Below are 22,101 nucleotides of genomic sequence, written 5' to 3' on the forward strand. Positions count from 1 at the left end.
CGAGGGAGACGCATGACCGCACTTGACAAGGCTGACGGCGCGACGATCCTTCGGTTCGACAACGCTCCGGTGAACGCCCTCGACTTGGACCTGCTGAACGTCATCATCGACTCGATGCGAGGCGTCGAGGGCGCGGTCGTCCTCACCGGCGCGGGGCGGGCCTTCTCGGCCGGAGTCGACTTGCGGGCACTGGCCGACGGCGGCACCGACTACGCCGCGCAGTTCGTCGCCGCACTCTCCGAGGCCTTCCTGGCGATCTACGACCACCCCGCGCCGGTGATCGCCGCCGTCAACGGGCATGCGATCGCGGGTGGCTGCGTGCTGGCCATGTGCGCGGACGTGCGGCTGATGTCCGGCGGGACGATCGGTCTGACCGAGTTGTCGGTTGGCGTCCCGTTCCCGGTGGCCGCGCTGGAGATCTGTCGCGCCGCGATGGGGACTTCGGCGACCCGGGCAGCGTTGGGCGCCAAGACGATCGACGCCGAGACGGCGCTGGCCCGCGGCTGGGTCGACGAGCTGGTCGGTAAGGACGAGTTGCTCGACAAAGCGCTGGCCACCGCGCGTGAGCTCGGCGCCTACTCGCCGGCCGCATACGCGGCCACCAAGTCCGAACTGCACAAACCAGTCCGCGCCGCGATCGACGCCGGCGCCGCCGCGGACGCCGTCGTGCGCGCCAGCTGGATCTCCGAGGAGACCCGCGGTCGAATCAACGCGTTCCTCGAATCGCTGGCCCGCGGCCGTTGACGTGAGCTTCTGGATCGCGCACGCCGAGCGGACAATCAGCGAGGAGATTCCGGCGGCACCGGACGCGGTCCGCGACTTTTACGTCGACCTCGACAACACAAAAGACCTTCATCCGCTCGTGGTTTCGATTGATGTGCTGTCTCACGACCAGACATCTGACGGCTATCACAAGACCTATCGGGTGCGCGACCGAATTCCGCTGGGGCCCGTTTGGCTGGGCATCACGTACTGGGCCCGGGTCCAGGTGCCAGCCGAGGGTGACGTGATCACCGAGGCGCGGCAATTTCCCGCGGTCTGTCTGAACGGCACGGTCAGCTTCGAGCGGATCGAGACCGGCACCCTGCTCACCGAACGGCTACACATCGCGGCCCCACGTCCGCTCGCGGCGCTGACCCAACGCCAGGCCGTTGATGCCCACGTCGCCATGCTGGCGGGTATCCGTGGACATTTCGAAAACCATTAGCGCTCAGACGAGTTGCTGCCGCAGGTCCTTCTTCAGAACTTTGCCGTAGCTGTTCTTCGGCAGTTCGTCGACGAATAGGTATCGCTTCGGTCGCTTGAAGCGAGCAATGCGGTTCAGTAAATGCGCGTCGAGATCTTCCGGATCGGCTGTCCCGACGATGAAGGCGACCACGATCTCGCCCCATTCCGCATCGGGCGCCCCCACCACGCACGCTTCCGACACCCCGCGATGCTCGAGCAGAGCCTCTTCCACCTCTCGGGGATAGACGTTCGAGCCGCCGCTGATCACCACGTCTTTCGACCGGTCGTGCAACGTCAGGTAGCCGCGTGCGTCCAAGGACCCCATGTCACCGGTTCGCAACCAGCCGTCGCGCAGTGTCTCCGTGGTGGCCGCGGGATTGCCCCAGTAGCCGTCCATCACGACGTCTCCGCGACAGACGATTTCACCAATTTCGCCGACCGTCGCCCTGCTGCCGTCGTCTCGCAGCACCGCGACATCGACGCCGGACCGCGCATACCCGACCGATCCGAGAATAGCGTCGCCGGCGTCCTCATGGTCGACGCGGCGCAAGCCGGTGATCGTCATGGGCGATTCGCCTTGCCCATAGATCTGAGCGAACACGGGACCGAAAGCCGCCAGCGCCTTTTTCATGCTGTCCACGTACATTGGTCCGCCGCCGTAGATGACCGTTCGCAGGTGTGCCGGCCGGTTGCGGCCGGTTTCGATCACACGCTGCACCATGGTCGGCGCCAGGAAGGCGCTGGAGCCGGGGTGTTGCTCGCAGAGATCGAGGAACTCGTCGGGATCGAATCCGCCGCGTTCCGGAACCACTTGCCGTGCGCCGCGCGAGACGTAGGCGGGGATGTAGAGGCCCGACCCGTGTGACATCGGTGCGGCGTGCACCAGGCTGCAGTTCTGGTCGGGGGCGTCCATGTCGGCGAGATGGGCGATCGTCATCGCTATCAGGTTGCGATGACTGAGCATCGCGCCCTTCGACTTACCGGTGGTACCGCTGGTGTAAAACAGCCACGCCAACGCCGTGGGGTCCGTGTGTGGCACGGCCGCGGCCAGCGCATCGAAGCGGCGTGAATAAGAAGGGGAGGCAACGGCTTCCGCCGTGAATGCGGATTCCAGCTGGGCGGCGATAGTCGGTGATGCGAACACTAGCGAGGCGCCGGCGTCGTCGAGGATCTGAACCATTTCGCGGGGGTGCAGCTTGTAGTTGATCGGCACCGCCACGCATTCGGCGGCCCAGATACCGAACAGCAGCTCGACGATCTCGGGGCGGTTCTCGCTGGCGATGGCGATTCGGGCGCCCGGTGGATGCTCGGGCCGCAACGAGCCGGCCAGTCGCAGCGCGCGGTCACGCAGTTCTTTCCAGGTGCAGCAACACCGCTGGCCGTGGTACACCGCGCCGTGATCGGGAAAGCGTTGCGCCACTTGGTCGAGCAGCGCGAACAGGTTCACTGGGCCGTCCACTCCGAGTTCAACGCGAAATTCGACAGGTACTTCGTCGAGCTCCACCCACCGTCGACGACGATGGTCTGGCCGTTGATGAAGCTGCCGCCCGGCGAGCACAGGAACGCGACCGTGCTGGCCACATCGTCGACGGTGCCCAGCCGCTCGTGCGGGGTCATCTCGATCTGCATCCGCCGAAACCTCGGATCTTTCAGCCGGTCCGCGGTCATCGCCGTCTGGATCACTCCGGGAGCGACGGCGTTGCAGCGGATGCCGTGGGCGCCGTACTGCGCGGCGATGTGGGTGGTCAGCGCAGTCAGCCCGCCCTTGGCCGCGGAGTACGGTCCGCCGCGCAACCCGCCGACTACTGCGAAGGTGGAGGTGATGTTGATGATCGCCGATCCGGACTTCATGTGCGGCAGCACATCTCGGGCAAGGCGGAAGGGCGCGCGCAACATCACGTCGAGGAAGTAGTCCAGGGTGTCGTCGTCGGTGGCGTGCAACGGTGTGGGGTTTCCGACCCCGGCGTTGTTGATCAAGAAGTCGATTCGGTTCCACCGCTCGACGGCTGCGTGTACGACGCGCGCCGGCCCGTCGTCGTCGGTCAGATCGACGGCCACGGTCGCGACCCGGTCGGGATCGCCTATGGCGTCCGCCACTTCGTCGAGGCGTGCCTGATTGCGTCCGGTGGCCAGTACCGCCATTCCCGCTTCGGCCAGTTTGGTCGCGCAGCCGAATCCGATTCCGCCGGTCGCGCCGGTCACGATTGCTACCTGCATGTCATCCATCCGTGGTTGTCAGGGCCGCTTGAATCTGATGTTTGAGCACCTTGCCGGCGTCGTTTCGCGGCAGCGCATCCCAGATGACCACCTCTTCGGGTGCTTTGAAGACGGCGACTCCCTGCGACTGGAGAAAGACGCGAAGGCTGTCCACGTCGGGCCGGGCCTGGTTGGCGGGAACGACGACGGCACAAGCCCGTTCGCCGGTGCGTTGGTCGGGCACCCCGACGATGGCGACCTCGGCGATAGCCGGATGGTTGGCCAGGATGTCTTCGATCTCTCTGGGCGCGATGTTCTCGCCGTTGCGGATGATCAGGTCCTTGGCGCGCCCGGTGACGACCAAATAGTCGTCGTCGGACCAGCGGCCCAGATCCCCGGTTCGGAAATAGCCACTGTCGTCGAACGATTCGGGTTCGTCGGTGGCGTGCAGATAGCCGACCAGCATTTGCGGGCCGCGGGCGTGGATCTCACCGTTTTCGCCGAGGACGATCCTTGCGAAGCCAGGTCGTCCGTCGGTATCTGCGGCGTGGTCGGGATCGTCCGGCGCTCCGACGGTGGTGACTGGGACTTCGGTCGAGCCGTATACCCGCGTAACGGATGCACGCTCGAAATACGCTGCGGCCCTGCGGATCAACGCGGGAGGCACCGATGCGCCGCCGCAGACGAACAACTTCAGCTCCGGCAACCGTGTCCCGGCTCGCTCGGCTGCGGCCAGCAATCCCTCGAGAAATGGCGTTGCTCCGGCGATATGGGTGCAATGTTCCCGGGTGATCAGATCGACCGCCCTATCGGCGTCCCACCGATCCATCAAGACCGCCGAAGTGCCGAGCAGCAGAGGGCATTCGAAAGCATAGATGGATCCACCGATATGGGCGATCGGCGACGGAACCAGGAATCGGTCACCCGGCGCAACCCCCCAGTGATCGCGCAGCTGGGTGATCAACGCGTGCATCGAGTTATGGCTGTGCAGAACCCCTTTGGGTCTACCCGTCGTGCCCGACGTGTAGAGGATCATCCGCACCGCGTCGGGGTCGAGCGTTGGCAGCTCAGCATGCTGACTTGCTGCGGGTAACGCCGCATCACTGCGAAGCTCGACCACCTCGGGTGGATCAGCCATGTCGGCGCTGACCCGGCTGAGCATCGCCGCGTAGTCGTGCTTTCCGAAAACCGACGGCACGAAGACCATTCGGGTGTTCGCATCGTTGAGGATGAACGACAGCTCACGATCTCGCAGCGACGGCAGGATCGGGTTGACCACCATGCCGGCGATGGTTGCCGCCAGGTACACGACCGCGGCCTCGTGCCAGTTGGGAAGCATGAACGACACCACGCTGCCCAACGGCATTCGGTCCTGCATCGCCCCGGCAAGCGCTGTGACCCGCTCGTTGAGCGTTGCGCAGTCCACTCGGTGCTCGCCGTCGACGAGCACGTCACGCCTGGGTGTTTGCCGCACGGCCGCGGCCAGCGAATCGGCCAGGGTGTGGCGCACCCACCAGCCACGCTCGTAGGCTTCGGCGGCCCGCGCGTCATCCCAGCGGACCGTCCGCCCACCGATCAGCTTGGTGCTCGACATCACCGCGTCTGAGGTTAGCCGCGGACCCGTCGCATCGTCATCGAGTGACGGAAACGCGACGCCGGATGGGTATTGATCGTCACTTGGGCCACCTCGCCGTCGGAGGTCGCGTACGTGCGGTGCACCTCGAGCGCCGGGCCGCCGGCCTCGACGCTGAGCTGTTCGGCCAGCGTCGGCGAGAGCAGTACGGCGGCGATCTCCTGACGCACCTCGACGATGCTCACCCCGAAGATGTCTTCGACCAGTGGGAATATCGGACCGGTGTGCCGGGGTAGCAGCCGGCCCACCCCGGCGAAGGTCCGGTTGATGTAGTACTCCGTTCGGCAGACGGGACGCTCCGCGCCATCGACGCGCCGAAAGCCTGTGACGCACAGCCATTCTTCACCCACGGTGAGCCCGGTTCGGGACGCCAGCTCCTCGTCGACGACGGTCATACCGGTGGATTCGATGGCGAACTGCGCGCCGGTGGCGAAGGCGAGCAGGTCGTTGATCGAGACGACGTCCTGAACGTAGGAGTCCGAGGACGGCCGCGGCACCACGAGCGTGCCCGACCGGGGTCGCGACGTGACCAGGTTGTCGTCCCGCAACCGGCGCAGTGCCTCTCGCACGGTGTACCGGCTGACCGAAAAGCGTTCGCAAAGTTGATGTTCGGTGGGCAGTTGGGAGCCCACCGGGTAGACGCCGTCGACGATCTCCTTGCGGAGTGCGCGGGCGACCTGCAGGTAGCGATGGTCGGCGGTGTCAGTCATCGCCGCCCTCCGGGTGCAATGCCAGTACGCTGCCCTCCGCGTCCGCGGAGACATAGATGGTGCCGTCGTGTCCCAGGGCGATGCCGGCGAACGGCCCCTGTGGCCCGGAGAACGGGGGCATTCCCTTGAGTGGCTTCGGTATGACGCCCGGCTCGGCGCCGAGCGGCAGGTCCGAGGCGATCGTGTGCCGCGTGCCGTCCTCATCGATGGCAAACAACGCCTTGGCGCCGGCGTCGACCACATAGAGTCGTCGGCCGTCGACCAAAATGCCGTGTGGACAGTCGAATTCGGCGACCACGGTCCGAACGCCGGAGCCGTCGAGTTGGACGATGCGGCCGGCCCCCGCCTCGGACACCAGCCAACTCCCGTCGGGAGCGACGGCCATTCCGATGGGTTCGGCCAACCCGGACGCGATCACTTCGACCTGCCCGGCACGGATCGCGACAACCCGTCCCGTGCCGAACTCCGCGGCGGCCACCGTCCCGTCGGCACCGACTGCAACACCGTAGAGCTGGTCGAAACCGTCGGCGAGCACCTCATTTTCGCTGTCCGACGGCCGGTAGCGTGCGACCTGACCGCCGGACGTGGTGACGATGAACTCGCCCGGTCCGGCCGCGACCAGTCCGCGCAGAAAGCCCGGATACCCCGGAGTGAACAGCATCCCAGCGGTCTGCAGGTTGTTGTCGGCGCCAAGCCGGTAGAAGTAGGTTCCGTCGGCAATGTACAGCTGGCCGTCGGCGTCGACGGCCAGATCCAGCGGCCAGTTCAGGCCGCCGGGCAGCACGGCATTCGTCGTACCGTCGGCAAGGATCTCGGTGATCTCGCCGGTGAAGTTGGAGATGAACAGTCGCCCGTCGACGAATGTGCAATTGTCCAGTCCCGGACTGAGATTCGCCAACACGCTTTGGCTGCCGGTGCGCGGATCGATCCGTAACACCTGACCGCTGTGCACCTGCGTCGAGACGATCTGTCCGGCCGGGTCGAATTTCACCGAGTCCGGCACACCCAGACCGGTCGCGACGGTCTCGGGTTCGCCGCCGTCGAGGCTGATGCGCCATATTTCGTTGGCGCCCATCACTGGGAAATACAGCAGACCGTCCGGCCCGACCTCCATCGCGTTCGGCGACGGCACGTTGTCCAGTAGCACCCTCGGCTCCCCGCCGTCGAGGTCGAACTCGAGAAGCCGGCCACCCTCGCGACATTCACCGATGAACAGTCGCCCCTCGTGCACGGTGATGCCGTTAGCCGACGGGACGTCGCCGCGCAGCACCCGCGTGCGGCCGTCGGTACCGCGCACGCTGACTCTGCCGTCCATCACCTCGGTGGCGAAGAGGTCCCCGCGGGGGCCGAACGCCACGTCGTCGGGCGCGACGATGTCGCCGCCCTTGGCGCTGATCGTTTCCAGTTGACCGGTGCCGATGTCGAATGCACTGATCTGGCTGCCGGTGACCTGGGCGATGTAGATCCGACCGTCCGGGCCGGTGCGTAACCCGTTGGCGCCGAACAGCCTGCTGGGCGGCGTCACCCGCGCCAGCCGCCAGCCCGCAGCCACGGCAGGTGATGCTCCTGCGCGGGAGCGACCTTCGTGCAGCAACATCGGTGATGACCTCCGGCCGGTGACGTTAGCAACCACGCGTGGTCCAGACAACAGGCAGCACAACTACGGAGCAGGCCACTTGACGCTGGGCTCATCCCAGAGAATCATATTCTCAATTATGCGTATTGAGATATCTTGTCCGGACCAAAAGGTGAATTCGCGTAGTGCCCGGTAACCCCCTCGGACTGGAGGGTCGCGTGGTCGTGGTGGCCGGCGCGGCCGGTGGCGGCATCGGCACCACCGTGGCACGGATGGTCGCCGAGGCGGGCGCAACCGTCATCGCGGTCAGCCGGGGCAAGGACAATCTCGACAACCACGTCGCCCCGCTGACCGACCAGGGGCTGCCCGTTGTGCCCGTCGCCGCGGACGTGTCCACCGAGGACGGCGTGGCCGCCACCATCGAGGCGGCACTGCAGGCCGAAGGTGACCTGTACGGCTTGGTCAACGTCGCGGGCGGCGCGGCACCGCAGACCTGGATGCCGGCGACGCGGGTGAGCCGCACCGACTGGCGCGACCTGTTCACCCAGAACCTGGAGACCGCGTTCTTCCTGAGCCAGGCGGTGGCCGCGGAGCTGAAATCCGGCAACCGGCGCGGGTCGATCGTGTCCATCTCCTCGATCAGCGGAATGAACACCGCGCCGTTCCACATCGCCTACGGCACGGCCAAGGCGGCGATCGTGGCGATGACCCGCACCATGGCCGTCGAGCTCGCCGTCGACGAGATCCGGGTGAACGCGGTCGCTCCCGGTGTCACCGCCACCCCGGCGTCGCTCGCCTACGTCGACGACGACGCCGAGCGTGACCGGCGGGCCATCGCGATGGGCCGCCGCGGCCGCCCCGAGGAGATCGCCGGCGCCATCTTGTTCCTGCTGTCCGATTTGTCCAGCTACATCACCGGACAGACCCTGCTGGTCGACGGTGGTCTGGATCTCAAGTGGACCCACCTGGACGGCGACAACACCTCGCTCTTCCTCAAGGACGACTCCTTCCGAGATGCGATAAGGAGACCGTGATGACCGAGCCCGCCAAAGGCGTGAACACCGAAGTGGCAGAGGAACTGTCGCGGCCGATGACGATCGGGGTCGAGGCGTATATATCCGAGAGCTATGCCCGCGCCGAGCGAGACAAGCTGTGGCGCAAGGTCTGGCAGCAGGTCGGCCGCGTCGAGGAACTACCTGAGACAGGCAGTTACCTGACCTACGACATCCTTGATGATTCGATCATCGTGGTGCGCACCGGGCCGGACGAGTTTCATGCCCATCACAACGTCTGTATGCACCGTGGACGGCGGCTGATCGACACACCCGCGGGCGACAAGAACGCCTGCGCACGCACCCGAAAGTCTTTCGTCTGCGGATTCCACGGCTGGACGTACGGTTTGGACGGCACGTGCACGCACGTTCGGGAGAGACAAGACTGGCAAGACGCGCTCACCCCGGACAGCATTCGGCTGCAACCGGTCAGAGTGGACACCTGGGGCGGTTGGTTGTGGATCAACATGGACCCCGAATGCGAGCCGCTCGCCGACTACTTGTTTCCCGCGGCGAAAATCCTCGATCCATTCGGCCTACAGAACATGCGCTACAAATGGCGAAAATGGCTGGAGTTCGACTGCAACTGGAAAGTTGCTCTCGAGGCCTTCAACGAGACCTATCACGTCTTCACCACGCACCCGGAGTTCAACAAATTCGGTGAATTCAAGGGGTGGGCGAAAACGCAAGGCCGGCATAGTCATATCGGGTACGACGCACCCCAGGACTTGGAGGCGACGAAGTCCAAGATCCGGCTGGGTATCGGTGCCGACCCGCGCATCTCGACGGCCGAGATGCAGGTTTACACCATGGAGGAGACCAACGCCACCACCACCGAGACGTTGGTGAACGCGGCCAAGAGACTGGTCGCCGAGTTGCCCGAAGGAACACCGGCCGACAAGGTCCTCGAGCACTGGCTCGCCTCGGCGCGTCGTGACGACGAGGCTCGCGGGGTGATCTGGCCGACGATCCCGGCCGACGTTCTCGGTCAGGCCGGCACAGCGTGGCAGATCTTCCCGAACTTCCAGATCGGGCAGGGCCTGACCAGTGCCTTGTGCTACGGGGCACGGCCGCATCCGAGTTACAACCCGGACAAGTGCCTCTTCGAGGTGTCGGTTTTCGAGTTGTATCCGAAAGGTGAAGAGCCTCAGACCCAATGGGAGTACACGCCGGTCGGCGACCCTCGATGGCTTTCGGTGCTGCCGCAGGATTTCTCCAACATGGCCGCGGTGCAGCAGGGCATGAAATCGCTCGGGTTCCCGGGCACCAAGCCGAACCCGTACCGCGAACGAAGCACTGTGAACCTGCACTATCAACTGTCCAAATACATGGGTATCGGCGAACCGCAGGAGCTTTGAGGCAGAGATGACCCCGTTTGATGGGCGGCCTGACACTTGTGGGCCCACTGATGTACCGCAATTCGTCGACATAGACGCGATGCGGGCCAAGTATGCCCAGGAGCGCGATAAGCGCCTGCGCAAAGATGCTGGTGCGCAGTACCTCGAACTCGACGGCGACCTGGCCGATCTGTACGAGGTGGACCCATACACCCCGGTGGCCGACCGCGCCCCGATCGACGAAGACATCGAGGTGGCGGTCCTCGGTGGCGGATTCGCGGGATTGCTATCCGGCGCCTACTTGAAAAAGGCTGGCGTGCAGGATGTTCGGATCATCGACATGGCCGGTGACTTCGGGGGCGTGTGGTACTGGAATCGCTTCCCTGGCATCCAGTGCGACAACGACGCCTACTGCTACATTCCGATGCTCGAGGAACTCGACTTTTTGCCGAGCAAGAAGTTCGCCGACGGCGCGGAGATCTTCGGGCACTGCCAGGCCATGGGGAAGCACTTCGACCTTTACGACGGCGCAATCTTCTCGACTCAGGTCGAGACCATGCGCTGGGACGCGGGCAGCAACCGCTGGCGGCTGATCACCAACCGCGGTGACAACATCCGGGCGCGGTTCGTGGTGATGGCGCAGGGCTCGTACAACAAGCCGAAGTTGCCCGGGATCCCCGGCATCAAGGAGTACCTGGACAGCGGAGGTCACGCGTTCCATTCCGCCCGCTGGGACTACGACTACACCGGCGGGGATGCCACCGGTGGTTTGCACAAACTGGCCGACAAGCGGGTCGCGCTCGTCGGCACGGGGGCTACCGGCGTTCAGCTCGTGCCGCATCTGGGGCGGGATGCCCAGCAGCTGTTTGTATTCCAGCGCACACCGTCATCGGTGGACATGCGCGTCAATACGCCCACCGATCCGGCTTGGGCGGCGACCCTTCAGCCCGGTTGGCAGGAAGAGCGCAAGCGCAACTTCCACAACTGGTCACCGTTTGTAGGGGTGGTCTTCGGCGAGCCGGATCTGGTGTGCGATTTCTGGACCGAATTGGGCCGCAACATGACCGCTCGGATCGCCGCGAGCCCGGATCCCGCCTCGCTGGGGATCGAGGAGATCATGGCGATCAGGGAGGAAGAGGACTACAAGATCATGGAGCGGCTGCGCCACCGGGTGGCCGACCTGGTCGACGATCCCGACACCGCGGAGGCGCTCAAGCCGTACTACCGTTTCATGTGCAAGCGGCCGTGCTCGAGCGAGACATACTTGCCGGCATTCAACCTGCCCAACGTGACGTTGGTGGACGTGTCGGAATCCAAGGGCGTGGAACGGCTGACGGATAAGGGCGTCGTCGCCAACGGCATTGAGTACGAGGTGGATTGCGTCGTCTTCGCGAGCGGGTTCGAGATCTCCACCGAGATCAGCCGGCGCTTCGCGGTCGACGTCATCGAGGGCCGCGACGGGCTTTCGCTCTTCGACTATTGGCACGACCGGTACCAGACCTTGCACGGGATGACCGCCCGCGGATTCCCCAACCAATTCTTTACCGGCTTCATCCAAGGCGGTGTATCGGCCAACACCACCGCCATGTTCGAGCAACAAGCCGAACACATCGCCTACATCATCTCCGAGGCGCGGAAGCGCGGTGCGACCACTGTCGAACCCAGTCAAGAGGGCCAGGATGGCTGGGTCCGGACCGTCGCGGAACTCGCGATTGACAATTCGGCCTTTGAGTGGTCCTGCACTCCCGGCTATTACAACAACGAAGGTGCAGGTGGCGCCAAGGACAATGGCGCGTTCCTGGGCGACTTCTACTCACCGGGTTTCTACGCCTTCGGCGACCTGATCGCCGACTGGCGGGCCAGAGGCGACCTGGAAGGTCTCGAGCTTTCGTGAGCGAGTTGCGCTTCGACGACCGCGTAGCCGTAATCACCGGTGCCGGACGCGGATTGGGGTGTGCCTATGCCCGCCTGCTCGCCGAGCGCGGAGCGAAGGTCGTCGTCAACGACCGTGGCGGCAGCCTGGCCGGCGACGGGGTAGACGCCGCGCCCGCCCAGCAGGTGGCCGAGGCCATCCGGGCGGCCGGTGGCGACGCCGTTGCCTGCACCGAGTCAGTGGCCACCGTCGACGGCGCCGCCGCGATCATCGGGACGGCACTGGACCACTACGGCCGCATCGACGTCTTGGTCCACAATGCGGGCAACGTGCGGCGTGGCTCGCTCGAAGAGATGACGTACGAGGACTTCGACGCGGTACTCGACGTACACCTACGCGGCGCGTTCAACGTTGTGCGGCAGGCATTTCCAGTCATGACCGGAGCCGGGTACGGGCGGATCGTGCTCACGTCGTCGATCGGCGGGCTGTACGGCAACCACAACGTCGCCAACTATGCCGCGGCCAAGACCGGCGTAATCGGCCTGGCCAACGTTGCCGCGCTGGAGGGCGCTCCGCACGGCGTCATGTGCAACGTGATCATCCCCGCCGCAGTCACCAGGATGGCCACCGGCATCGACACCTCGGACTACCCCCCGATGGAGCCGGGACTGGTTGCGCCCGTGGTGGGCTTGCTGGCGCACGAATCCTGCTCGGTTACCGGCGAGCTGTACATCGCGTTGGCGGGTCGGGTGGCCCGGGCGGTCATCGCGGAAAGCCGCGGCGTGTACCGACCGTCATGGACCATCGAGGATGTCGCTGAGCACCTCGCCGAAATCCGAGAGATGGACCGGCCCTTGGTCTTTCCTGTCGTGCCCGACGGCCACAACGAGCACATCCGCTACAGCTTCGGGCTGGCCCGCCATGGCTAACCCGGCGGGTCCGATGGCCGGAGTGCGAGTAGTCGATCTGACCGCGATGGTGATGGGGCCTTATTGCACGCAGATCATGGCCGACATGGGTGCGGACATCATCAAAGTCGAACCGCCGCAGGGAGATAACACCCGCTATATCTCGGTGGGCCCAGCCCCGGGAATGAGCGGCGTCTTCGTCAACGTCAATCGGGGCAAGCGCAGTGTGGTGCTCGATCTGCGAACCGAGGACGGCGCGGCCGCCTTGCGGGCCCTGGTGGAAACCGCGGACGTGTTCATACATTCGATGCGCGCCAAGGCGATCGCCAAGCTCGGCTTCGGTTACGACGACGTCGCGGCGATCAATCCTGCCATCGTCTACACCAACTGTTATGGGTACGGTAGGCGGGGACCGGACCGCGACCGCCCCGCCTACGACGACACGATCCAGGCCGAGTGCGGCCTGCCCGCGGTGCAGGAACAATTGACCGGTCAGGCCGATTTCGTCGGCACCATCATGGCGGACAAGGTCGCCGGGCTGACGGCACTCTACGCCACAATGATGGCGCTGTTTCATCGTGAGCGGACCGGTGAGGGGCAAGAGGTCGAGGTCGCGATGTTCGAGACCATGGCCTCGTTCGTCCTCGTCGAACACGCCAATGGTGCCCTGTTCAGTCCGGCGCTCGGCCCCGCCGTCTACCCGCGCACCGTGGCACGCAACCGCCGCCCCTATCGCACCAGCGACGGCTACATCGCAGCTCTGATTTACAACGACAAGCACTGGAACGCGTTCATGAAAGCGGTCCAGCCTCCGTGGGCCAGCGAACAATATTCGACGCTGGAGCAGCGCGCCCGCGAAATCGACACGGTCTACGGGTTGCTGGCCGAGACGATGAAGGAGCGGTCCACCGGCGAGTGGCTGACCCTGCTCGGTGAACTCGAGATACCGGCGGCGCCGCTGAATACCCCCGGCGCGCTGTTCGACGATCCGCATCTGAACGCGGTCGGCATGTTCGAGACGGTCGAGACCCCGCACGGACCGATGCGGTTCCCCGGCGTGCCCACCTGGTTCTCGCGGACGCCCGGTCGCGTCGCAGGGCCGGCGCCAGAACTCGGCGCCGACACCGACTCTGTCCTCAACGAACTCGGCCGCGCCGTCGAGGCGAACCCCGGATGACGCTTGCCCGACGAAATGTATTGCTAGAAGAGGAGTTCAACGATGGCCGTGCCGGTATACAAGCGCATTCTCGACCTGTTCGAGGCCGAGGGCGTCAACACGTTATTCGGCATTCCAGACCCGAACTTCGTGCACATGTTCGCCGAGGCCGATGCGCGCGGGTGGTCGGTGGTCGCACCGCATCACGAACTGAGCGCAGGCTTCATGGCGGAGGCGGCGTCGCGGATGACGGGTAACCCCGGTCTGTGCATCGGCACACTTGGGCCGGGTATGGCCAACATCGCCGGCGCGATTCAGTGCGCGCTCGTCGAGAACTCGCCGGTCATCTTCCTCGGCGGGCAGCGGGCCCGTGTCACCGAACGCCGGGTGCGACGCGGCCGCATCCAATTCGTCCAGCAGGAACCCCTTTTCGCTGCCTCGGTGAAATACAGCAGCTCGATAGAGTACGCCGACCAAACCGACGAGATCATCCACGAGGCGATCCGCCGCGCGATGTCAGGAACGCCCGGACCGTCCTATGTCGAGTTCCCGTCGCACGTGATCCTCGAGGAACTCGATGTCGCCGACGCGCCCCCACCCTCGAGCTATCGGTTGGTCAATCAGGGCGCCGGTAGCCGCGAGGTGGCCGAGGCCGTCGCACTGATTCGCAACGCCAAGAATCCGATTCTGCTTGTCGGACACGGCGTGCATACCTCGCGGACTCAGCAACAGGTCAAAGAACTGGCCGAGCTCATGGCCTGCCCTGTGATCCAGACTTCCGGCGGCACCTCGTTCATTCCCGGATTGCAGGATCGCACGTTTCCGTATCTGTTCTCCCCGGCGGCCAACGAAGCCGTCGAACAATCGGACCTGTGCGTCGCGCTGGGAACCGAACTCGGAGAGCCCATGCATTACGGACGAACGCAGCACTGGGCCGACAACGACGCAAACCGCAAATGGGTCTATGTCGAGCAGGATCCAGCCGCCATCGGAGTCAACCGTCGATTCGACGTAGCTTTGGTTGGCGATCTGCGTGGTGTCGTGCCGCAGTTGGTCGCCGCGCTGAGGGGCTCGCCGCGCGAGCCCGGGTCCGCGCTCGAGTCCCTGATCGAGAAGGACGCGAAAGAGCTTGCGGACGTTGCCGAGTCGGCGCCGTCCGGTCGTTCGCCCATTCACCCGGCACGCTACGTCGTGGAGGCCACGAAGGCATTCAACGAGCTCGACGACGGCATCCTGGTGCGCGACGGCGGCGCGACGGTGATCTTCCAGTGGACCTACTCGCAGTGCAAGCCGCGTGACGTGATGTGGAACCAGAACTTTGGCCACCTCGGCACCGGCCTGCCCTATGCGGTCGGCGCGTCGGTCGCCGAGGGCGGTAAGCGCCCGGTGATGCTGTTGACCAGTGACTCGGCCTTCCTGTTCCACATTGCCGAGTTGGAAACCGCTGCCCGGCAGAACCTTCCGCTGGTGTGCGTGGTGGGTGTCGATCACCAGTGGGGTCTGGAAGTGGGCGTGTACAAGCGCACGTTCGAGCAGCCTTCACCGCAGCCCGGTGTGCACTGGAGCAAGGACGTCCGGATGGACAAGATCGCCGAAGGCTTCGGATGCCACGGCGAGTACGTCGAGAAGGAAGAGGAGATCGGGCCGGCGATCGCTCGCGCTTATGCCAGCGGCAAAGTCGGGGTGGTGCACGTCTGCATCGACCCGAAGGCCAATTCCGAGGAGATGCCCAAATACGACCGATTCCGCACGTGGTATGCGGAAGGCACCCAGTAAGCGCTGTGAGTAAGGAAGAGTGCAAGCCATGCGCGAATACCTGAAGTTCTACATCGACGGTCAATGGGTCGACCCGTTGCGGCCCAACACTTTCGACGTCGAAAATCCCGCGACAGAACAGGTGGCCGGCAAGATTTCGCTCGGGTCGGCGACTGATGTCGACGTTGCGGTCGTCGCGGCCCGCCGAGCATTCGCCGACTGGTCGCAGACAACGCGCGAACAGCGCCTCGACCTGCTACAGGCAGTGCTCGCCGAGTACGAAAAGCGCTCCAACGATCTGGCAGAGGCGGTCACCGATGAAATCGGTGCGCCTGCGGCTCTGGCCGCGGGACCCCAGGTCTTCCTCGGGATCGGGCACCTGCACACGGCCATCGATGCGTTGAAGAACTTCGCGTTCGAGGAACAGCGCGGCGACAGCCTGATTGCCAAGGAACCCATCGGAGTCTGCGGACTGATCACACCCTGGAATTGGCCGATCAACCAGGTCGCGGTCAAGGTCTACCCGGCGTTGGCGACCGGCTGCACCGTCGTGCTCAAGCCGTCCGAGGTGGCTCCGTTCTCGCCCTACATCTTCGCCGAGATTCTTGACGCCGCAGGTGTGCCTGCCGGGGTGTTCAACTTGATCAACGGGGACGGCCCCGGGGTGGGCGCGGCCCTGGCAAGTCACGCAGGAGTCGACATGGTGTCGTTCACCGGATCTACCCGCGCGGGTGTCGAGGTGGCCAAGCTGGCCGCGCCGACCGTGAAGCGAGTGACCCAGGAACTCGGCGGCAAAAGCCCCAACATCGTCCTGGACGACAGCGGGTTCGCCGAGGCGGTCACCGCCGGGGTGACCATGATGATGCCGAACTCGGGGCAGAGCTGTAACGCGCCGACGCGCATGCTGGTCCCGAAATCCCGGATGGACGAAGCGATTTCCCTCGCCCGCGACGCGGTCGAGCGGATCACGGTGGGGCGCCCCGACGCCGGAACGACGATTGGGCCGGTGGCATCGAGGGCCCAGTTCGAGAAGGTTCAGCGCTTGATCCAGAAGGGCGTCGACGAGGGCGCGACCGTGGTGGCGGGAGGGCCTGGGCGGCCGGCGGATCTCGACAAGGGTTATTACGTCAAACCGACCGTCTTCGCGCACGTCACCAACGACATGACCATCGCGCGCGAAGAGATCTTCGGTCCGGTGTTGTGCATCCTCGGCTACGACGACATCGACGACGCCATCAAGATCGCCAACGACACCGAGTACGGCCTCGCCGGCTTTGTCTCGGGGGCCGACCTCGACCTGGCGCGTCAGGTCGCCCGCAGGATCCGCGCGGGCTGGGTGACGATCAACCATGCATTTGACATGAATGCGCCGTTCGGCGGCTACAAGCGGAGCGGAAACGGTCGCGAGTGGAGCGAGTTCGGATTCCACGAGTACCTGGAAGTCAAGAGCATGCTGGGCTACGCGCCGGCGGGCTCGGCGCAGTGAAAAGTCGCGCCGCGGTGATTCGCGGTGTCGGTATGGACTGGGAAATCCACGAGATCGACCTCGACCCGCCCCGCGCCGGTGAGGTGCTGGTCCGGATGGCTGTCGCGGGGGTCTGCCACTCCGACGACCATCTGTACACCGGCGATGTCGTGCCGACCCCCGAGGCGCTGGCCGCCAGCGGTCAGCCCGCGCCCGACTGGTTTCCGCTGCTCGGCGGACACGAGGGCGCCGGCGTTGTCACCGAGGTCGGGCCCGGAGTGACGTCGGTGCAACCGGGTGACCACGTGGCGCTGTCGTTCATCCCTGCGTGCGGCAGCTGTCGGTTCTGCGTCAACGGACAGAGCTACATCTGCGACATCGGCGCCAGCCTGTTCGTCCGCGAGATGCCGACCGACGGCACCTGCCGACGGCACCTCGGCGACGAGAATCTGCTGGCCTATGGACAACTTGGTACCTTCAGCGAGTACGCGGTGCTGTCGGAGCGATCCGTCATCAAGATCGACGACGCGATCCCCTTTCACGCCGCCTCGCTGGTGTCATGCGGTGTCAGTACCGGCTGGGGGTCGGCAACGGTGTCGGCGGAAACCGAGCCCGGCGACACCGTCGTCGTGATCGGCGCCGGTGGTGTGGGGATGAACGCTCTGCAGGGCGCACGCGCTGTCGGCGCCAAGTACGTGGTCGCAGTCGACCCGGTCGAATCGAAGAGAGATTCCGCGAAGATCTTCGGCGCGACGCACACGGCAGGCGCCGCAGACGAGGCGATTCCGCTGGTGCGGGAGATCACCGCCGGCCTGATGGCCGACCGAGTAGTCATCTGCCCCGGCGTCGTCCACGTCGACATGATCGCGTCGGCGATGGCGTTGCTCCGCAAAGGTGGCATCTGCGTGCTCACCGGGATCACCCCGTTCACCGAGCCGCCCGTACCGGTCGTCCTGCAGGAGATGACGCTGTCGGCCAAGCAACTCCGAGGCGCGCTCTACGGTGGAATGAATCCGCGCACGAGTGTGCCGACGCTGCTGTCGTTGTACCAAGCCGGCGCGTTGAAGCTCGATGAACTCGTCACCAAGCACTATCAGCTCGACCAGATCAACGACGCATTCGCCGACTTGCGGGACGGCCGCAACATTCGCGGAATCATCGACTTCACGAACGCCTAGAAGCGTCGTCATCGGCGAAAGCATGGCATGGTTCTTCTTGGTCGAGCATGCCAACGTTGCCATGTTCGACCCCGCGCGGCCGCCGCACCTCGACGGTAAACCGCCCTCGGCCTAGCGCGGAGTTGGCCCGCGGCAGCATATTTCGGATCCTCGCCGCGTCGTGTCTGCCGCTGATGCGGCGTGCCCGCCCCTAAAATGACGCCTGCATCTGCAGGGAGGGGCACCCGAGTATCGGCGGCAACAAGGCCACCGACCAGGCAACCGGTCGGCGCGCTGGAGAGGTGAACATGGAACCGGCCGGGGCGCAGCCCGCGCCGGTTCCTTCTGCTCGTAAGCCTCGATGGGTCGCGGCCTCACCGACCCGTCGGCTCACGCGAAGGGCCGACGACGGGACCGAGCGCCGCCCGGGCATCCCTGCGCTGGACGGCCTGCGTGCCGTGGCGGTGGGGTTGGTGCTCGCCGACCACGGCGGCATTCCCGGCATGTCCGGCGGATTCCTCGGCGTCGACGTGTTCTTCGTGCTCAGCGGCTTCCTGATCACCTCACTGCTGCTCGACGAACTAGGCCGAACCGGCCGTATCGACCTGGCCAACTTCTGGGTCCGCCGCGCCCGCCGCCTGCTGCCGGCGCTGGTCCTGATGGTGCTGGCCGTCGCAATCGGACGCCAGTTCTTCGCCCCCGAGGCGATCGCGAGCTTGCGCGACGACGCCGTCGCCGCATTCTTCTGGGTGGCGAACTGGATGTTCGTCGCCGACAAGACCGGCTATTTCGCGCAGGGAACTCCGCCGTCGCCGCTGCAGCACGCCTGGTCGCTTGGCGTGGAGGAGCAGTACTACATCGTCTGGCCGGTGGTGCTGGTCGCGGTGGCGGTGAGTTTCGCCGTCCACGCGCGGCGTCGCGGCACCAAGGCCACCGTGGGTGCAGTCCGGCTGACGGTGTTTCTGCTGGCCACCGTCGGTGCGATCGGCTCGGCCGCGACGGCCATGCTGATGGCGTCCAATGCCACCCGCGACCGGGTCTACTTCGGGACCGATACCCGCGCGCAGGCGCTGCTGGTGGGTGCCGCTGCGTCAGCGCTGCTGGTCGGCGACTGGCCGGCGCTCAACAAGGGGTGGTCGTTGATCAAGTCCCGGACGGGCAAGTGGATTGCCTGGCTGCTCCCGGTGCTCGGCTTGGCACTGCTGGCAGCGGCCGTGCATCTCGCGACCGGAAATGCCCGTGAGTTCCGCAGCGGGCTGCTGATCGCGGTCGCCGTCGCGGCGGTCCTGGTGATCGCCCCGGTGGCCGTGGACCAGCGCGGACCGGTTGCTATTGCGCTGGCCTGGCGACCGCTGGCCTGGCTCGGCGGCATCTCTTACGGCATCTACCTGTGGCACTGGCCGGTGTTCTTGGTGCTCAACGGTCAGCGGACCGGCTGGCACGGGTTGTCGCTGTTCGCCGTCAGGGTCGCGGTGACCTTGGCGATTTCGGTGGTGTGCTGGTGGGCGATCGAGCAGCCGATCCGCAAGTGGCGCCCGGTCCGCGTGCCGCTGCTGCCGCTGGCCGGCGCCACCGCCGCGACCGCCGCGGCCGTGACACTGCTGGTGGTGCCCGTCGTCCCGAAGCACGGCGTCAGCGCGCTCGACGCCAGCCTCCCGCCGGGGGTATCGCCGGTCGCCGTGGTATCGCCGTCGACCCCCGACGGAGTCAAGCCCGCGCGCGCGCTCACCCGACGCGACCCGCATCGGCCGTTCACCGTGTCGGTATTCGGCGACTCGATCGGCTGGACGATGATGCACTTCCTGCCGCCCACCCCTGGATTCCAGTTCGTCGACCACACGGTCATCGGCTGCAGCCTGGTGCGCGGCGGCCCGTACAGCTACCTCGGCCAGACGCTGGACCAGAAGAGCGAATGCGAATCGTGGCCGGGGCGGTGGACCTCGCAGATCGCCGCCGACCAGCCCGATGCCGTCCTGCTCGTCATCGGTCGTTGGGAAACGGTCGACCGGGTCAACGAGGGCCGGTGGACCCACATCGGTGATCCGGCCTTCGACTCTTACATCAGCGCCGAGCTGTCGCGCGCGATCAACATTCTCAGCTTCAGCGGTGCGCCGCTGACCGTCGCGAACCTGCCCTACAGCAGGCGAGGCGAGCGGCCCGACGGAAGCCTCTATCCCGAGGACCAGCCTCAGCGGGTCGACGAGTGGAACACCATGCTGGCCAAGACCATTGGTGACCGGCCGGACGTGCGCATCCTGGACCTGAAGAAGAAGCTCTGCCCCGGCGGCACCTATACCGCCGACGTCGACGGCATCCACGTCCGCAGCGACGGCGTGCACCTGACCGAAGAGGGCGTGCAGTGGCTGACACCCTGGCTCGAGCAAGCGCTCAAGCCGCGGTGAGGGCTCAGGTGCCGGCGTAGCAGCTGAGCTCCATGCTGTCGCTGTCGCGGACCGCGAAATTGAAGCTCACATAACCGCTTTCGGCGCCGTGGACGTAGTCGAGGTAGGGCCGCGTGTCGGGGCTTTCGGTGTTGTCGGCGACCACGAGCGTGCCGGGGGAGAGTTTGGGCTCCAGCAACTCGATCACCGGCAGGTACAGCTCTTTCCAACCGTCGAGCAGCACGAAGTCGACCGGGCCGTCCAGTTCGGCCAGGGTGGACAGCGCGTCACCCTCGAGCACGGTGATCAGGTCGTCGAGGCCGGTGTCGGCGAACGTTTGTTTCGCGGCCGCGATCTTGGGTTGGCTGATCTCGGTAGTGATCACCTGGCCGGTGCCGTTGTCGCGAACCGCGGACGCCAGGTGCAGCGCCGAAATGCCAAAAGACATACCGAATTCCACGATGGTGGCGGGTTTGGTCGCGCGGACCAACGAGTACAGCAGCCGACCGGACTCCGGGGTGACCGGAATGTAGAACTCGCTCATTGCGTCGGCTCGTTCCTGCACGCTTCGGGCGCCGGACATGTTCGGCGGTCGCTCGCGCAACGTCGCCATCTGCTCCTGCGCCTCGGCGTACATCCGGCGCAGAGTGTCGGCGACGCGGGGTTCGTGGAGTGTGTTTGCCATTCCCACAGCGTAGGCGTTAATGAACGTCAACGGGCACTTCCCCTAGTCGGTCTGCTGTGGGAGCAACACGATCTTGCCGTGGGTGTGGCGCCGCTCGAGTTCGACGAAGGCATCGACGACCCGGTCCAACGGGTAGGTCTTGGCCACGTCGAACTCGACGGCACCCGATGCGATCAGGTCGGCAATCTCCTGCAGCACCGCAGGGGTCGACGCCTCGGCACTGCCTTCGGTCTTCGCCCCGACCTCGGCGGCCTTGTCAAACGAAATGATGGTGTTGATTCGCTCGGTCGGCACGCCGAGGTCGACCGCCAACTCGACATACTCCGGGCCGAACAGATCGATGAATGCGTCGACACCGTCGGGCGCCGCGTGCCGTAAGCGCTCGGCCAAACCGTCGCCGTACTCGACCAATTCGACGCCGTGCGCGCCCAACCAGTCAGCATTATTCGACGAGGCGATACCGAGTACGCGCACACCGCGCTGCGCGAGCAACTGCACCACCAGGCTGCCGACTCCGCCGGCCGCCGCGGAAACCGCCACCGTCTCGCCTCGCTGCGGCGCGACGGCGTTCACGGCGGCGTAGGCCGTAGCGCCGACGACGTACAGCGAACCGGCTACCTCCCAAGGCAATTGGGCCGGCTTGTGAATCAGCTGGTCGACGGGAACGGTCGTGTGCGTGGCATGGCTGGAGCGCTGGAAGCTGAAGCCGAGTACTTCGTCGCCGACGGCGAATTCACTGACCCCGTCGCCAACTTCGACGACGACGCCGGCCAGGTCGCTGCCTTCGCCAGACGGGAACGTCGCGGGGAATCGATCATGCAGGGCCCCGGTGCGTATTCCGGCCTCCCCGGGATTGATGCCGGCGGCCCGCACCTCGACGAGCACTTCACCTGCGGACGGCACCGGTCTTTCGACGTCGGTGACGTAGAGAACCTCCGGCCCGCCGTAGCTGTCGAATCGGACCGCGCGTGTTGGTGTCGTAGCCATTCA

18 protein-coding genes are annotated in these 22,101 nt (G+C 65.6%); 11 read left to right on the plus strand and 7 right to left on the minus strand.

Annotated elements, in window-relative coordinates:
* The first annotated feature begins 12 nt into the window (after positions 1-12).
* On the plus strand, positions 13-744 hold the full coding sequence (locus tag MKK62_RS10700; protein WP_240261100.1) for an enoyl-CoA hydratase/isomerase family protein: 732 nt from the start codon (positions 13-15) through the stop codon (positions 742-744).
* A 1-nt stretch (position 745) separates the two neighbouring features.
* The gene (locus MKK62_RS10705) at positions 746-1,207 is read left to right on the plus strand and encodes an SRPBCC family protein (RefSeq protein ID WP_240261099.1); all 462 of its coding nucleotides are present in this window, start codon (positions 746-748) and stop codon (positions 1,205-1,207) included.
* A 3-nt stretch (positions 1,208-1,210) separates the two neighbouring features.
* Here the strand turns inward: MKK62_RS10705 and MKK62_RS10710 are convergent, their stop codons facing one another.
* The 5 genes from MKK62_RS10710 to MKK62_RS10730 are packed head-to-tail and all read right to left on the minus strand — an operon-like array spanning position 1,211 to position 7,363.
* Positions 1,211-2,686 (minus strand): AMP-binding protein, encoded by a 1,476-nt coding sequence (locus MKK62_RS10710; protein ID WP_240261098.1) that lies wholly within the window; start codon positions 2,684-2,686, stop codon positions 1,211-1,213.
* Positions 2,671-3,453, minus strand: coding sequence for an SDR family NAD(P)-dependent oxidoreductase (locus MKK62_RS10715; protein ID WP_240261097.1), 783 nt, complete (start codon positions 3,451-3,453; stop codon positions 2,671-2,673). The genes MKK62_RS10710 and MKK62_RS10715 overlap by 16 nt, the downstream gene beginning before the upstream one ends.
* Positions 3,446-5,017 (minus strand): AMP-binding protein, encoded by a 1,572-nt coding sequence (locus MKK62_RS10720; RefSeq protein WP_240261096.1) that lies wholly within the window; start codon positions 5,015-5,017, stop codon positions 3,446-3,448. The genes MKK62_RS10715 and MKK62_RS10720 overlap by 8 nt, the downstream gene beginning before the upstream one ends.
* A gap of 14 nt (positions 5,018-5,031) precedes the next feature.
* Complete coding sequence (locus MKK62_RS10725) at positions 5,032-5,766, minus strand: GntR family transcriptional regulator (protein ID WP_240261095.1); 735 nt, start codon at positions 5,764-5,766, stop codon at positions 5,032-5,034.
* A complete protein-coding gene (locus MKK62_RS10730) occupies positions 5,759-7,363 on the minus strand; it encodes an SMP-30/gluconolactonase/LRE family protein (RefSeq protein ID WP_240261094.1) in 1,605 nt (534 codons plus the stop codon). Before MKK62_RS10730 ends, MKK62_RS10725 begins: the two co-directional genes overlap by 8 nt.
* 164 nt (positions 7,364-7,527) lie before the next feature.
* Between MKK62_RS10730 and MKK62_RS10735 the strand changes: the two genes are divergently transcribed.
* The 9 genes from MKK62_RS10735 (at position 7,528) to MKK62_RS10775 (ending at position 20,447) form a co-directional block, all read left to right on the plus strand.
* Positions 7,528-8,376, plus strand: coding sequence for an SDR family NAD(P)-dependent oxidoreductase (locus tag MKK62_RS10735; protein WP_240261093.1), 849 nt, complete (start codon positions 7,528-7,530; stop codon positions 8,374-8,376).
* The gene (locus tag MKK62_RS10740) at positions 8,376-9,752 is read left to right on the plus strand and encodes an aromatic ring-hydroxylating oxygenase subunit alpha (RefSeq protein ID WP_240261092.1); all 1,377 of its coding nucleotides are present in this window, start codon (positions 8,376-8,378) and stop codon (positions 9,750-9,752) included. The genes MKK62_RS10735 and MKK62_RS10740 overlap by 1 nt, the downstream gene beginning before the upstream one ends.
* A 7-nt stretch (positions 9,753-9,759) precedes the next feature.
* Entirely contained in the window at positions 9,760-11,625 is a 1,866-nt protein-coding gene (locus tag MKK62_RS10745) for a flavin-containing monooxygenase (RefSeq protein WP_240261091.1), read from the plus strand.
* Complete coding sequence (locus MKK62_RS10750) at positions 11,622-12,533, plus strand: SDR family NAD(P)-dependent oxidoreductase (protein ID WP_240261090.1); 912 nt, start codon at positions 11,622-11,624, stop codon at positions 12,531-12,533. The genes MKK62_RS10745 and MKK62_RS10750 overlap by 4 nt, the downstream gene beginning before the upstream one ends.
* Positions 12,534-12,546: 13 nt before the next feature.
* The gene (locus MKK62_RS10755; protein WP_434085082.1) at positions 12,547-13,689 is read left to right on the plus strand and encodes a CaiB/BaiF CoA transferase family protein; all 1,143 of its coding nucleotides are present in this window, start codon (positions 12,547-12,549) and stop codon (positions 13,687-13,689) included.
* Between the two features lie 42 nt (positions 13,690-13,731).
* Positions 13,732-15,444, plus strand: coding sequence for a thiamine pyrophosphate-binding protein (locus tag MKK62_RS10760; protein ID WP_240261088.1), 1,713 nt, complete (start codon positions 13,732-13,734; stop codon positions 15,442-15,444).
* 28 nt (positions 15,445-15,472) lie between these two features.
* The gene (locus MKK62_RS10765) at positions 15,473-16,909 is read left to right on the plus strand and encodes an aldehyde dehydrogenase family protein (protein ID WP_240261087.1); all 1,437 of its coding nucleotides are present in this window, start codon (positions 15,473-15,475) and stop codon (positions 16,907-16,909) included.
* A gap of 14 nt (positions 16,910-16,923) precedes the next feature.
* Positions 16,924-18,066 (plus strand): NDMA-dependent alcohol dehydrogenase, encoded by a 1,143-nt coding sequence (locus tag MKK62_RS10770; RefSeq protein WP_240264211.1) that lies wholly within the window; start codon positions 16,924-16,926, stop codon positions 18,064-18,066.
* Between the two features lie 287 nt (positions 18,067-18,353).
* Complete coding sequence (locus MKK62_RS10775) at positions 18,354-20,447, plus strand: acyltransferase family protein (RefSeq protein ID WP_240261086.1); 2,094 nt, start codon at positions 18,354-18,356, stop codon at positions 20,445-20,447.
* 4 nt (positions 20,448-20,451) lie between these two features.
* Here MKK62_RS10775 and MKK62_RS10780 read toward each other — a convergent pair whose 3' ends face one another.
* Complete coding sequence (locus tag MKK62_RS10780; protein ID WP_240261085.1) at positions 20,452-21,111, minus strand: O-methyltransferase; 660 nt, start codon at positions 21,109-21,111, stop codon at positions 20,452-20,454.
* Between the two features lie 42 nt (positions 21,112-21,153).
* Entirely contained in the window at positions 21,154-22,098 is a 945-nt protein-coding gene (locus MKK62_RS10785) for an NADP-dependent oxidoreductase (protein WP_240261084.1), read from the minus strand.
* Positions 22,099-22,101 lie beyond the last annotated feature (3 nt).

It is taken from the genome of Mycobacterium paraterrae (assembly GCF_022430545.2).
In the GTDB taxonomy this organism is placed as follows: domain Bacteria; phylum Actinomycetota; class Actinomycetes; order Mycobacteriales; family Mycobacteriaceae; genus Mycobacterium; species Mycobacterium paraterrae.